Below are 12,869 nucleotides of genomic sequence, written 5' to 3' on the forward strand. Positions count from 1 at the left end.
CCGATGCCGCCTACTTGTCGATGTCGCCGACCACGAAGAACAACGAGCCCAGGATCGCCACCATGTCCGCCACCAGCGTCCCGGGCAGCAGCTCGGTCAGCGCCTGGATGTTGTTGTACGACGCCGAGCGCAGCTTGAGCCGGTACGGGGTCTTCTCACCCTTGCTGACCAGGTAGTACCCGTTGATCCCGAGCGGGTTCTCGGTCCAGGCGTACGTATGGCCCTCGGGCGCCTTCAGCACCTTCGGCAGCCGCTGGTTGATCGGTCCCGGCGCCAGCTGGGCGATCCGGTCCAGGCAGGCGTCCGCGAGGTCCAGCGCGTTGTGCGTCTGCGCCAGCAGCACCTCGAAGCGGGCCAGGCAGTCGCCCTCGCTCCGGGTGACGACCTTCAGCGTGTCCTGGAGCTCGCCGTACGCCAGATAGGGCTCGTCGCGGCGCAGGTCGAAGTCGACGCCCGAGCCGCGCGCGATGGGCCCGCTCACTCCGTAGGCGTGCACCGCCTCGGGAGCGAGCGCGCCGACCCCGCGCGTACGCCCCCGGAAGATCTCGTTGCCGAGCACCAGGTCGTCGAAGACGTCCATGCGCGAGCGCACCGCCGCGACGGCCGCCCCGGCGCGTGTCGTCCACCCGGCGGGCAGGTCCTCCTTGAGGCCGCCGACGCGGTTGAACATGTAGTGCATGCGCCCGCCGGAGACCTCCTCCATGACGTTCTGGAGCACCTCGCGCTCGCGGAACGCGTAGAACACCGGGGTGATCCCGCCCAGTTCCAGCGGGTAGGAGCCCAGGAACATCAGGTGGTTGAGCACCCGGTTCAGCTCGGCGAGCAGGGTGCGCGTCCACACCGCGCGTTCGGGCACCTCCATGCCGAGCATCCGCTCCACGGCGAGGACCACGCCCAGCTCGTTCGAGAACGCCGACAGCCAGTCGTGGCGGTTGGCCAGCATGATGATCTGCCGGTAGTCCCGCGCCTCGAAGAGTTTCTCGGCGCCGCGGTGCATATAGCCGATCACCGGCTCCGCCCGCACGATGCGCTCGCCGTCCAGCACCAGCCTGAGCCGCAGCACGCCGTGCGTGGACGGGTGCTGGGGCCCGATGTTGAGCACCATGTCGGTGCTCTCCGCGGCACCGCCGATCCCGACCGTGGTCTGCGTCGTAGGACTCATGCCCCCAGTTTCCCCCATGCCGGGACGCGCGAGGGCCCGGCTCCCCCGTGCGGGAGCCGGGCCCTGCGAAGGACGTGCGTCGTCAGGAGGCCGCGCTGCGCAGCCCCTGGACGTCGATCACCTCGGTCTCGTCGTGCGCCGTCAGGTCGATGACCTGGCCGACACCGCGCGCCCTGTCGTCGGCGGGCTTGAACTCCGCCTCCGCCTCGGCCTTGTGCACGGCCAGCGCCTCCTGGCCGACGACATCGGCCAGGTCCTCGTTCTGCACGGCGTCCAGCGCGGCCTTCGGCGTCTCCTTCTGCGTGCCGAAGAAGTCGAAACCACCCTCGGTCAGCGGGCGCCGCACGGGCGTCGCGGGTACGACGGCCACGGCGGTCGGCACGGTGAAGTGCCCGGCGGAGGTCCGGCCCACGGGGGCCTCGGAGGCGGCGGAGGCCACGGGGGGTTCAGGGGCCTCGGGAGTCTCGGAGGTCTCGGAGGCGTTCGGGGATCCGGTGGCCTCCGGCGCGGCGGACTCGGCGGGCTCGGCGGCCGTCGCGTGCCCGTCGGCCGTCAGCGGCCGGTCCTGCGCCGCCGCTGCACCGCCCGGCAGATCCTGTACGCCCTCGAAGCTCCCGGCGTTCTCGAAGCCTTCAGCGTTCTCGGCGCCTGCGGCGTCCTCGGCCACCGGCGCGTCCTCGCCGTCCGGCACGGCCTCGGCCGCGGGAGCCGTCGCGGCCCCGGCCTCGTCCCGCCCGGCTATGTCTCCCTCGGCGCCGTCCCCTTTGGCACCGGCCTCGTCCTCGCCCACCGTCTCGGACGCGGACGCGGACCCGGGCTCGGACCCGGCGGCGGTCTTCGCGCGCGCGGCGCCCCCCGCCGCATCCCGCTCGAACGCCGCGAGTGCCCGCAGCGCCTGCCCGTACAGCTTGGCGCCCTCGGCCGAGAAGACGTCGTACGCCTTCTCCGCCTCCTTGCCGTCGGCGGTGTCCGGCTCCGCGGTCCGCGCCGGCGGCAGTGCCGGGGAGGCCGCGCGGGACGGCAGCGAGGGCGCCGTACGCCCGGCCGGCTCCAGCGCGGGCGCACCCGACTCGATCTCCAGCAGGCGGCGCCCCTCCAGGGCGCTGGCGCGCTCGGTCTCCGCGGTGGCGTAGCGGCGCAGCAGGGCGGCGTGCTCATTGCGCAGGCCCGCCAGTTCGGCGCGCTTGGCGCGCAGCCGCTGCTCCAGCTTGCCGCGCAGTTCGCGCGACTCCTCCAGGTCGGTCTCCAGCTCGGCGACCCGTTCCTCGAAGCGCCATTCGTCGCCGGCCCGGGCGCGGGTGAGGTCGGCGACCTGCTTGCCCGCGTGGATGTCCCAGCGGCGCATCACGAACGCACCGGCGAGGGCGGTCGCCGCGGCGGCCCCTGCCAGCACGCGCAGGACCGCGGCCTCGGAGAACACCCAGGGACCCAGCGCGCACACGACGGAGACACCGGCGATCGCGGAGGGAGGCAACAGCCGGTGCAGAGGCGGGGAATGGCGATGGCGTCCACGTGGCATGGCCAGAAACTTACCGCGCGTAGGCGAATGATGGGCCCCCGCCCCGCAAAAACACGGCCATACCGCGCGCTTCACAGGGCGTCAGGATCGAAACACTCAGTGGGAGACAAGCCGGGCGCCGAGCCACTGGAGCGCCGCCGGGATCTCCCGGCGCCAGGTGTTGAAGTTGTGGCCGCCGCTCGGAAGGATGATCGAAGAAATCCTGGTCACGTTCGTGTCCTGCACGTTCTTGATGAACCGGAGCGTGTCCTTGTAGTTGTGCTCACCGATTTTGCTGCTGGTGACGAGCAGTGACGTTTCCGGGGCCGACTGGTGCTTGAGCATCCAGAAGAGGTTGGCACGATTGCGCAGGTTCTTGTCACCGTGGAACAGGTCACCGGTGGTCGGGTCGATCGGCGCCTTGTAGTACGGCGACAGGCCCACGGCGGCGCCGTACGACTTCGGGTGGTGCATGGCGATCTTCAGCGCGCAGTACCCGCCGGTGGAGTCGCCGATGATGCCCCAGCTCGCGGGCGTGGCGTCCACCCGGTAACGGCTCATCAGCGACTCGCGCAGGTCCTTGGCGAAGAACGTCTCCGTCTTCGGGCCCCCGGGCACGTCCACGCACTCGGTGTCCCGCGGCGGCGCCACGGACGGGCGCAGCATCACCAGGATCATCGGCTGCATCTTGCCGCCCTTGACGAGGCGTTGGGCCGTGCTCGGGTAGTTCAGTTTGTCCACCAGCGCCTGCGCGGTGCCGGGGTAGCCGGTCAGCACGACCGAGACCGGGAACTTGCGGTTGCGCCCGCCCGCCTGGAAGTACTCCGGCGGCAGGTACACGAACGCGGGCGCCGCGATCTTCGTCGTACGGCCCAGGATGTCGATCTTCTGCACCTGACCGGCCACCTGCGGCACCCCGCTGCTCACCCCGGGCACCCGCGAGGCGGAGACGACCCGGATCGGGCTGCCGGCGCCGTCCGCTATGTGGTCGACGACCACGCCCTGGCCGTCCTCCTGCCCGAACAGGTCCGCCCAGGTCGCGTAGAAACCGAAGGCCTGGTTGGCGGCGAGGCCCACCGAGGCGAACACCGCGACCTGGGTGGCGAGCAGCAGCCCGACCCGCCCGCCGATGGACCGCCAGTGCTGCCGGGCGAGGCGCGGCCACAGCCACACCGTGCCCGCGAACAGCGCTACGGCGAACACGATCGCCAGCAGCAGCACCTTGTTGCTCGTGAGACCCATGGACTGTTCCTGCCTGCGCTCCAGGCCCGTCGCGCGCCCACGCTTCGTCGCGTGGGTTTGCCCGGGGCTTTCCTCGGCCTTTGGCCCGACTTTCCGGTGGGGAGTGAACCTCTCTCCCCAAGACACCGTCCTAGAGGGCGCAATGTCACCGGATGCCCGATCGGGCCCGGGTTCAAGGTCTCTCGCAGAACTACGGGATGCGATGTCTGTCAGGATAGATGGGGAAATGTCGGGCGGGGTTCCGGGCCGATCAAGCCGGGCGCGGCGCATACTGCGCGGCCCGCGCCCCGAGGCCGTTCCCGGCCTGGTCGGCAGGGCGGTCGCCCTCGTCGGGCTCCTGGACATCGCCGCCGGGGTCTTCCCGCGCTTCCGGCACAGCCGTATGCACGCCCTCGCCGAGGTGCTGCCCGGGTCCTTCGGGCCCTTCGCGGCGGCGCTCTCGCTGAGCGCCGGTGTGCTGTTGCTGCTGCTCGCGCACGGACTCAGGCGGCGCAAGCGCCGGGCATGGCGCGCCGCGGTCGCGCTGCTGCCGGCCGGCGCGGTGGCCCAACTGGCCTACCGGCACTCGCTGGTCGGCCTGCTGATCACGATCGTGCTGCTGGTGCCGCTGGTGTGGCACCGCCGGGAGTTCGCGGCCCTGCCCGACCCGCGCAGCCGCTGGCGGGCGCTCGCCAACTTCGTGCTGATGAGCGCCGGTTCGCTGATCCTCGGGCTGGTCATCGTCAGCGTCCACCCGCACCGCACGCTGGGCGACCCGAGCCTGGCCGACCGGCTCACCCATGTCGTCTACGGCCTGGTCGGCTTCGAGGGCCCGGTCGACTACCAGGGCGCGACCTCCTGGACCGTCGCCTTCTCGCTCGGCGCCCTCGGCTGGCTCACCGCCGTCACCACGATCTACCTGGCCTTCCGCCCCGAGCACCCGGCCGCCCGGCTCACCGAGGACGACGAGGTCAAGCTGCGGGAGCTGCTGGTCAAGCACGGCCGCCGCGACTCCCTCGGCCACTTCGCGCTGCGCCGCGACAAGGCGGTCGTCTTCTCGCCCAGCGGCAAGGCGGCGGTCACCTACCGCGTCATCTCCGGCGTGATGCTCGCCAGCGGCGACCCGATCGGCGACGTCGAGGCCTGGCCGGGCGCCATCGAGCGCTTCATGGACGAGGCCAAGGCGCACTCCTGGACCCCCGCGGTCGTGGGCTGCTCGGAGACCGGAGGCGAGGTGTGGACCCGCGAGACCGGCCTGGACGCCCTGGAACTGGGCGACGAGGCGGTGGTGGACGTGGCGGATTTCTCGCTCGCCGGGCGCGCCATGCGCAACGTCCGGCAGATGGTCAAGCGCATCGAGCGGGCCGGCTACGAAACCCGGGTACGGCGTATCTCTGACCTCGGCGACGCGGAACTGGAGCGCATCCGGCGGGCCGCCGAGGACTGGCGCGGCACCGACACCGAGCGCGGCTTCTCCATGGCGCTGGGCCGCATCGGCGACCCGTCCGACGGCGACTGCCTCATAGCCACCGCCCACAAGGCCGACGAGGAGGCGGGCGAGTACGGCGATCTGAAGGCGATCCTGCACTTCGTGCCCTGGGGCACGGACGGCGCCTCGCTCGACCTGATGCGCCGCGACCGCAGCGCCGACCCCGGCATGAACGAACTGCTGATCGTGGCCGCCCTCCAGGCCGCCCCCAAGTTCGGCATCAGCCGGGTCTCGCTGAACTTCGCCATGTTCCGCTCCGCCCTCGCGCGCGGCGAGAAGATCGGCGCCGGCCCGGTGCTGCGCGCCTGGCGCGGGCTGCTGGTGTTCCTCTCGCGCTGGTTCCAGATCGAGTCGCTGTACAAGTTCAACGCCAAGTTCCAGCCGCGCTGGGAGCCGCGCTTCATCGTCTACCGCGCCACCACCGACCTGCCCCGCATCGGCTTCGCCACCATGCAGGCCGAGGGCTTCGTCACCCTGGCCCTGCCGCTGCCCCGCTTCCTGCGCCGCCGGCGCTCGGCCGCCGAACGCGCGTGCGCCCACACGGTGACCGAACGGGACGCCCGTGCGGCATGATCACCCTTCCCGGCGCCGCCCGTGCCCTACGGGCCGTGGCGGCGCCGCCCGGGGCCTACGCTGAACGTATGAACAACCACAGCGGGCGCGGCCGAGTGGCGGGCCTTCCGGCATGGGACCGGTGCGCGGTCATGGGGGTCGTGAACGTCACCCCCGATTCCTTCTCCGACGGCGGCCGCTGGTTCGACACCACCGCGGCCGTCAAGCACGGCCTCGACCTGGTCGCCGAGGGCGCCGACCTGGTGGACGTGGGCGGCGAGTCCACCCGCCCGGGCGCCACCCGGGTGGACGAGGACGAGGAACTGCGGCGGGTCATCCCGGTCGTGCGCGGACTCGCCTCCGAGGGCGTCGTGGTCTCCGTGGACACCATGCGCGCCTCGGTCGCGGCCCGGTCCCTCGCGGCCGGCGCGGCCCTCGTCAACGACGTCAGCGGCGGGCTCGCCGACCCCGAGATGATCCCGGTCGTCGCCGACGCCGGCGCCCCCTTCATCGTCATGCACTGGCGGGGCATCCTGGAGGGCGCCGCCGTCCACGGGGTGTACGACGACGTCGTCGGCGAAGTCGTCGACGAACTGCGCGCCCGGGTGGACGCAGTACTGGCCGGCGGCATCGCGCCCGACCGGATCGTGGTCGACCCCGGTCTCGGCTTCTCCAAGGAGGCCGAGCACGACCTCGCCCTCCTCGCCCACCTCGACCGGCTGACCGCCCTCGGCCACCCGCTGCTGGTGGCCGCCTCCCGCAAGCGGTTCCTCGGCCGGGTCCTCGCCGGGCCCGAGGGCGCGCCCCCGCCCGCCCGGGAGCGCGACGCCGCCACCGCCGCCGTCTCCGCGCTCGCCGCGCAGGCCGGCGCCTGGGCCGTACGCGTCCACGAGGTGCGCGCCACCGCCGACGCCGTACGGGTCGCGCGCGCGGTCGAAGGGGCCCGGACGACGGACCGTGCGACGGACGGAGCCCGGTGAGCGCCCCGCACACCGACGTCGAACAGGTCGAAGCCGCCAACACCGCCTTCTACGAGGCCCTGGAACGCGGTGACTTCGAGGAGGTCTCGGCCCTCTGGCTCACCCCCGCCGACCTGGGCGTGGACGAGGAGTACCACGACCCCGCGGACAGCGGCGTGATCTCCTGCGTGCATCCCGGCTGGCCGGTGCTCACCGGGCGCGGCGAGGTCCTCAGGTCGTACGCCCTGATCATGGCGAACACCGACTACATCCAGTTCTTCCTCACCGACGTCCATGTCTCCGTCACCGGCGACACCGCGCTGGTGACCTGCACCGAGAACATCCTCAGCGGCGGCCCCGCCCCCGCGGAGGGCGACGAACTCGGGCCGCTGGTCGGCCAGCTCGTCGTCGCCACCAATGTGTTCCGGCGCACACCCGAGGGCTGGAAGCTCTGGTCGCACCACGCCTCCCCCGTGCTCGCCGAGTCCGACGACGATGACGCCGAGGGCGACGACGACGGCCCGAACGGCCTGAATCCGGACGACGGTCCGCTCGGCTGAGCGAGCGGGAACCAGGCGGGAACAGGCGGGAAAAAGGGCGGTCGGCCGGGCGGTTCCCGGAAGTGGTTGGAATCACCTACCCCTGGGTATGAGCGGCTACCAACCCCCGGCGCGACCGGGTTCACCGGGGAAAACGGCCGGTGCATCCTGCCGCCCCGGGCCGCGCCCGCGCCCCTGGGGCCCGGCGCTGTCGGTGCCCGCAGGTAGATTCGTGTGCGACCGGTGTCTCGCACGCACGCGGTACGACCGGTCGTTCCCGACGATTGCAGGAGTGATTCGCGTGGATCGTGTCGCGCTGCGCGGCCTGAAGGCTCGCGGGCACCATGGCGTGTTCCCCAGGGAACGCGAGGAGGGCCAGACCTTCCTCGTGGACCTCGTCCTGGGCCTGGACACCCGGCCGGCCGCGGCCGACGACGACCTGACGAAGACCGTGCACTACGGCGTCGTAGCCGAGGAGGTCGTGGCCGTGGTCGAGGGCGAGCCGGTGAACCTCATCGAGACCCTCGCCGAGCGGATCGCCCAGACCTGTCTGAAACACGAAGGGGTCCAGGAGGTCGAGGTGTGCGTCCACAAGCCGGACGCCCCGATCACCGTCCCCTTCGACGACGTGACCGTCACCATCACCCGGAGCCGAGTATGACCCGACCTTTCGTCCAGGGTCACAGTGACCCGACCGTCCAGCCGGTGCCCGCCTCGGTCGTCGAGCGGGTGGACGCCGCGGACACCACCCTCCAGAACCCCAAGTGGGCCGTGATCTCCATCGGTTCCAACCTCGGCAACCGCCTGGAGACCCTCCAGGGCGCCGTGGACGCGCTGGAGGACACGCCCGGCGTCCGCGTGAAGGCCGTGTCGCCGGTCTACGAGACCGAGCCGTGGGGCGTCGAGCCCGGCAGCCAGCCGTCGTACTTCAACGCGGTCGTGGCCCTGAAGACCACCCTGCCGCCGTCCTCCCTGCTGGAGCGGGGCCATGCCATCGAGGAGGCGTTCAACCGCGTCCGCGACGAGCGCTGGGCGCCGCGCACCCTGGACGTGGACATCATCGCCTACGCCGATGTCACCTCCGACGACCCGCAGCTGACCCTGCCCCACCCGCGCGCCCACGAGCGCGCCTTCGTGCTCGCGCCCTGGCACGACGTGGACCCCGGCGCCCAGCTGCCCGGCCGCGGCGCCGTGGCCGAACTGCTCGCCGTCGTCACCCGTGAAGGTGTCGAGCCGCGCGCGGACCTGGAACTCCGACTGCCCGAGTAGTCGTTAAGGTCAACGACGACTCCGCAGTCGAGCATCCGGGCATCATCCGGGACCCGGTCCGGGGGAACTGAAGGGACACCGTGAGAGAGCTGCGCATCAGGGTGCTGGTCGGCGTGTTCGTCGTGGCGGGCATCCTGTCCTGGGCGGGCGCCCGCCTCTGGAACTCGATCGGGACCCTGCCGAGCGTCCCCCTGGCCGCACCCGTCGTGCTCGCCCTGATCGCCGTGGTCCTGCTGGCCACGGCGCTCTCGCTGCGGGCCCGCTTCAAGGCCCAGCGCGAGCGGCGCCCCGGCGCGAAGGGCGTCGACCCGCTGATGGCGGCCCGCGCGGTCGTCTTCGCCCAGGCCAGCGCCCTGGTAGCCGCCCTCGTCGCCGGGATGTACGGCGGCACGGGCGTGTTCCTGCTGGAACTGCTCGACCTTCCGCCGCGCCGCGACCAGGCCTTCTACGCCGGTTTCTCGGTCCTCGCCGGACTCGCCGTCATAGCGGCCGCCCTCTTCCTGGAGCGCGTCTGCAAGCTCCCCGAGGACGACGACCAGGACCATCACCAGGGCGCGGAACCGGCGGCCTGACCGCCGGTCCCCCGGGCCCTGTGCCGAAATCCCGGCTCAGCGCGCCATGATCAGGCTCATGGCCTCGTTGCGGGTCGCCGCGTCCCGCAGCTGACCGCGCACCGCGGACGTTATGGTCTTGGCGCCCGGCTTGCGGATGCCGCGCATCGACATGCACATGTGCTCGCACTCGACCACCACGATCACGCCCCGCGGCTCCAGGATCTCCATCAGGGAGTCCGCGATCTGCGTGGTGAGCCGCTCCTGCACCTGCGGCCGGCGGGCGTAGACGTCCACCAGACGGGCCAGCTTGGACAGGCCGGTGATCTTCCCGGTGACCGACGGGATGTAGCCGACATGGGCGACGCCCCGGAACGGCACCAGGTGGTGCTCACAGGTCGAGTACACCTCGATGTCCTTGACCAGGACCATCTCGTCATGGCCCAGGTCGAACGTCGTGGTGAGCACGTCCTCGGGCTTCTGCCACAGACCGGCGAAGATCTCCTGGTACGCCCGCGCCACCCGGGCCGGCGTCTCGCGCAGCCCCTCGCGGTCGGGGTCCTCACCGATGGCGATCAGCAGCTCGCGTACGGCGTTCTCGGCGCGCTTCTCGTCGAACTCGCCGACGGGGCGCTCGCTGTCCAGCGTCACCGGGTCGGTCATCTGGTGCCTCGTTCCTGTCGTCCCACATGCGCGCATACGGAAAATGCCGCGCCCCCCAGGCTAGAACCTGGGGGGCGCGGCGTTCATTCCGGGCCCGAGTGGCCGGGAAGCGACCGGGGTGCGGTCAGCTCTCCGGGCGCTCCTCCGGGGTCTGGTCCGTCACGGGGGCGGACTCGGCGGCGGTGGACTTGACCGTGCTGATCGCGGCCGTCGTGCCGTTCGCACCGTTGGTCAGTGCCAGCTCCTTGGGGGAGAGCACCGGCGGGCGGGTGGACGGGGTACGACGCGAGGAGCCGGTCCAGGCGGGCCGCGCCGGGCGCTTGACGATCGAGGAGAAGACCTCCGCGATCTCCTCCTTGCCCAGCGTCTCCTTCTCCAGCAGCTGGAGCACGAGGTGGTCGAGCACGTCGCGGTTCTCGACCAGGATCTCCCAGGCCTCGTTGTGCGCGGTCTCGATGAGCTTCTTGACCTCTTCGTCCACCAGCGCGGCGACCTCTTCCGAGTAGTCGCGCTGGTGCGCCATCTCACGGCCGAGGAAGGGCTCGCTGTTGTCGCCGCCGAACTTGATGGCGCCGAGCCGCTCGGTCATGCCGTACTGGGTGACCATCGCGCGGGCCAGGTTGGTGGCCTTCTCGATGTCGTTGGCGGCACCGGTGGTCGGGTCGTGGAAGACCAGTTCCTCGGCCGCCCGGCCGCCCAGCATGTAGGCGAGCTGGTCGAGCATCTCGTTGCGCGTGGTCGAGTACTTGTCCTCGTCCGGCAGGACCATGGTGTAGCCGAGGGCGCGACCGCGGGACAGGATCGTGATCTTGTGCACCGGGTCGGAGTTCGGCGAGGCCGCCGCGACCAGGGCGTGACCGCCCTCGTGGTACGCGGTGATCTTCTTCTCCTTGTCCGACATGATCCGGGTCCGCTTCTGCGGGCCCGCGACCACGCGGTCGATCGCCTCGTCCAGCGCCTGGTTGTCGATCAGCTTCTGGTCGCTGCGGGCGGTGAGCAGCGCCGCCTCGTTCAGCACGTTGGCCAGGTCGGCGCCGGTCATGCCGGGGGTGCGGCGGGCGACGGCGGCCAGGTCGACGTCGGGCGCGACCGGCTTGCCCTTCTGGTGGACCTTGAGGATCTCCAGACGGCCCTGGAGGTCCGGCGGGTCGACGGCGATCTGGCGGTCGAACCGGCCGGGACGCAGCAGCGCCGGGTCCAGGATGTCGGGCCGGTTGGTCGCCGCGATCAGGATCACGCCGCCCTTGACGTCGAAGCCGTCCATCTCGACCAGCAGCTGGTTCAGGGTCTGCTCGCGCTCGTCGTGACCACCGCCGAGGCCGGCGCCGCGGTGGCGGCCGACCGCGTCGATCTCGTCGACGAAGACGATCGCCGGGGCGTTCGCCTTGGCCTGCTCGAACAGGTCGCGGACGCGGGAGGCGCCGACACCGACGAACATCTCCACGAAGTCCGAACCGGAGATCGAGTAGAAGGGCACCCCGGCCTCGCCCGCGACGGCACGCGCCAGCAGGGTCTTACCGGTACCTGGGCGGCCGTAGAGCAGCACACCCTTGGGGATCTTGGCGCCGACGGCCTGGAACTTGGCCGGCTCCTGGAGGAACTCCTTGATCTCGTGGAGCTCCTCGACGGCCTCGTCGCAGCCGGCGACGTCGGAGAAGGTCGTCTTCGGGGTGTCCTTGGTGATGAGCTTGGCCTTGGACTTCCCGAAGTTCATGACCCGGGAGCCGCCGCCCTGCATCTGGTTCATCAGGAACAGGAAGACGACGACGATCAGAACGAAGGGCAGCAGGGAGAGCAGGACACCGACGAACGGGTTCTGCTTCGACGGCGCGACGGTGTAGCCGTCCGGGATCTGCTTGTCCTGGTACTTGGTCTGCAGGTTGTTGGCGAGCTGGACGCCCTGGTCGCCGATGTAGCTCGCCTGGATCTTGGAGCTGCCCTCGACCTTCTGGCCGTCCTTGAGCGTGACCTTGACGGTCTGCTCGTCGCCGGTGGTCAGCTTGGCCGACTGGACCCTGTTGTCATTGATCGCCGCGACGACCTGGCCGGTGTCCACCGACTTGTAGCCGCCGGACGAGCCGACGACCTGCATCAACACGACCACGGCAAGGACGGCCAGCACGATCCACATGACCGGCCCACGGAAGTATCGCTTCACGTCCATCCATACGGAGCGGTGCCGCCCCGTCCCTCCTGCCATAGTGAGTTTGATAAGACAGTTCTTCCGACGGTACCCCAGCCTTGGCGCCCGAAGCCGCGTGAAGCCGCTTCGAGAGCCGGGAAACCCGTCTCTGCATGCTTCAACGGCACGGGACCCGCCGGGGTTCCCGATCACCTCGCCGGGCTTGGGCCGAGTGGCTCAGCCCACGTGCCCGGTCCGGTGTCAGCCGCCGTAGACGTGCGGCGCGAGCGTACCGACGAACGGCAGGTTGCGGTACTTCTCGGCGTAGTCCAGGCCGTAACCGACGACGAACTCGTTCGGAATGTCGAAGCCGACCCATTCCACGTCGATGGCGACCTTGGCGGCGTCCGGCTTGCGCAGCAGCGTGCACACCTTGAGGGAGGCGGGCTCGCGCGAACCGAGGTTGTTGATCAGCCAGGACAGGGTCAGGCCGGAGTCGATGATGTCCTCGACGATCAGGACGTCACGGCCCTTGATGTCGGTGTCGAGGTCCTTGAGGATGCGCACGACGCCGGAGGACTGGGTGCCCGCGCCGTAGGAGGACACGGCCATCCAGTCCATGGTGACCGGGGTGGACAACGCCCGCGCGAGGTCGGCCATGACCATCACCGCGCCCTTGAGGACGCCGACGATCAGCAGGTCCTTGCCCGCGTACTCCGCGTCGATCTTCGCGGCCAGCTCGGCCAGCTTGGCGTCGATCTCTTCCTTGGTGATGAGCACCTTCTCGAGGTCGGCACCCATGTCTTTCGCGTCCACCCGCATCACTTTCGGTCGTCCCGCACTT

The 12,869-nt window shown here is 70.9% G+C and carries 12 protein-coding genes; 6 read left to right on the forward strand and 6 right to left on the reverse strand.

The genetic code is table 11. The features are described 5' to 3' along the window. Nucleotides 1–10: 10 nt before the first annotated feature. From AB0N90_RS34285 to AB0N90_RS34295, 3 genes are all read right to left on the reverse strand, one after another. On the reverse strand, nt 11–1,162 hold the full coding sequence (locus AB0N90_RS34285) for an NADH-quinone oxidoreductase subunit D (protein WP_365203065.1): 1,152 nt from the start codon (nt 1,160–1,162) through the stop codon (nt 11–13). Between the two features lie 82 nt (nt 1,163–1,244). Continuing rightward, entirely contained in the window at nt 1,245–2,681 is a 1,437-nt protein-coding gene (locus AB0N90_RS34290) for a hypothetical protein (protein ID WP_365203067.1), read from the reverse strand. Between the two features lie 96 nt (nt 2,682–2,777). Further along, the gene (locus AB0N90_RS34295; protein ID WP_361682755.1) at nt 2,778–3,902 is read right to left on the reverse strand and encodes an alpha/beta hydrolase-fold protein; all 1,125 of its coding nucleotides are present in this window, start codon (nt 3,900–3,902) and stop codon (nt 2,778–2,780) included. Between the two features lie 226 nt (nt 3,903–4,128). Here AB0N90_RS34295 and AB0N90_RS34300 point away from each other — a divergent pair, with 226 nt between their 5' ends. The 6 genes from AB0N90_RS34300 (at nt 4,129) to AB0N90_RS34325 (ending at nt 9,261) form a co-directional block, all read left to right on the forward strand. Then, entirely contained in the window at nt 4,129–5,943 is a 1,815-nt protein-coding gene (locus tag AB0N90_RS34300; RefSeq protein WP_361682753.1) for a phosphatidylglycerol lysyltransferase domain-containing protein, read from the forward strand. Between the two features lie 68 nt (nt 5,944–6,011). Next, nucleotides 6,012–6,902, forward strand: a complete 891-nt coding sequence (gene folP / locus AB0N90_RS34305) for a dihydropteroate synthase (RefSeq protein WP_365203069.1) — start codon at nt 6,012–6,014, stop codon at nt 6,900–6,902. Further along, on the forward strand, nt 6,899–7,441 hold the full coding sequence (locus tag AB0N90_RS34310) for a nuclear transport factor 2 family protein (RefSeq protein WP_365203070.1): 543 nt from the start codon (nt 6,899–6,901) through the stop codon (nt 7,439–7,441). Before folP ends, AB0N90_RS34310 begins: the two co-directional genes overlap by 4 nt. A gap of 280 nt (nt 7,442–7,721) precedes the next feature. Continuing rightward, nucleotides 7,722–8,081 (forward strand): dihydroneopterin aldolase, encoded by a 360-nt coding sequence (gene folB / locus AB0N90_RS34315; protein WP_037660356.1) that lies wholly within the window; start codon nt 7,722–7,724, stop codon nt 8,079–8,081. Beyond that, nucleotides 8,078–8,689 (forward strand): 2-amino-4-hydroxy-6-hydroxymethyldihydropteridine diphosphokinase, encoded by a 612-nt coding sequence (gene folK, locus AB0N90_RS34320; RefSeq protein WP_365203072.1) that lies wholly within the window; start codon nt 8,078–8,080, stop codon nt 8,687–8,689. The genes folB and folK overlap by 4 nt, the downstream gene beginning before the upstream one ends. A gap of 80 nt (nt 8,690–8,769) precedes the next feature. Continuing rightward, the gene (locus tag AB0N90_RS34325) at nt 8,770–9,261 is read left to right on the forward strand and encodes a DUF3180 domain-containing protein (RefSeq protein WP_037660358.1); all 492 of its coding nucleotides are present in this window, start codon (nt 8,770–8,772) and stop codon (nt 9,259–9,261) included. A 36-nt stretch (nt 9,262–9,297) separates the two neighbouring features. Here the strand turns inward: AB0N90_RS34325 and folE are convergent, their stop codons facing one another. From folE to hpt, 3 genes are all read right to left on the reverse strand, one after another. Beyond that, a complete protein-coding gene (folE, locus tag AB0N90_RS34330; RefSeq protein WP_085565902.1) occupies nt 9,298–9,903 on the reverse strand; it encodes a GTP cyclohydrolase I FolE in 606 nt (201 codons plus the stop codon). Between the two features lie 124 nt (nt 9,904–10,027). After that, nucleotides 10,028–12,067, reverse strand: a complete 2,040-nt coding sequence (ftsH, locus tag AB0N90_RS34335; protein ID WP_361682743.1) for an ATP-dependent zinc metalloprotease FtsH — start codon at nt 12,065–12,067, stop codon at nt 10,028–10,030. A 219-nt stretch (nt 12,068–12,286) separates the two neighbouring features. Continuing rightward, nucleotides 12,287–12,826 carry a hypoxanthine phosphoribosyltransferase gene (gene hpt, locus AB0N90_RS34340; protein WP_232986011.1) on the reverse strand — a complete coding sequence of 180 codons (540 nt, stop codon included), beginning with the start codon at nt 12,824–12,826 and terminating at the stop codon, nt 12,287–12,289. Nucleotides 12,827–12,869 lie beyond the last annotated feature (43 nt).

The sequence above is a fragment of the Streptomyces sp. NPDC093018 genome, from assembly GCF_040684035.1.
GTDB lineage: Bacteria > Actinomycetota > Actinomycetes > Streptomycetales > Streptomycetaceae > Streptomyces > Streptomyces murinus.

Coding starts and splice junctions, on each gene's coding strand:
- AB0N90_RS34285 (WP_365203065.1), bottom strand. CDS start 1,162: ATGAGTCCTACGACGCAGACCACGGTCGGGATCGGCGGTGCCGCGGAG.
- AB0N90_RS34290 (WP_365203067.1), bottom strand. CDS start 2,681: ATGCCACGTGGACGCCATCGCCATTCCCCGCCTCTGCACCGGCTGTTG.
- AB0N90_RS34295 (WP_361682755.1), bottom strand. CDS start 3,902: ATGGGTCTCACGAGCAACAAGGTGCTGCTGCTGGCGATCGTGTTCGCC.
- AB0N90_RS34300 (WP_361682753.1), top strand. CDS start 4,129: ATGTCGGGCGGGGTTCCGGGCCGATCAAGCCGGGCGCGGCGCATACTG.
- folP (WP_365203069.1), top strand. CDS start 6,012: ATGAACAACCACAGCGGGCGCGGCCGAGTGGCGGGCCTTCCGGCATGG.
- folK (WP_365203072.1), top strand. CDS start 8,078: ATGACCCGACCTTTCGTCCAGGGTCACAGTGACCCGACCGTCCAGCCG.
- folE (WP_085565902.1), bottom strand. CDS start 9,903: ATGACCGACCCGGTGACGCTGGACAGCGAGCGCCCCGTCGGCGAGTTC.
- ftsH (WP_361682743.1), bottom strand. CDS start 12,067: ATGGACGTGAAGCGATACTTCCGTGGGCCGGTCATGTGGATCGTGCTG.
- hpt (WP_232986011.1), bottom strand. CDS start 12,826: ATGGGTGCCGACCTCGAGAAGGTGCTCATCACCAAGGAAGAGATCGAC.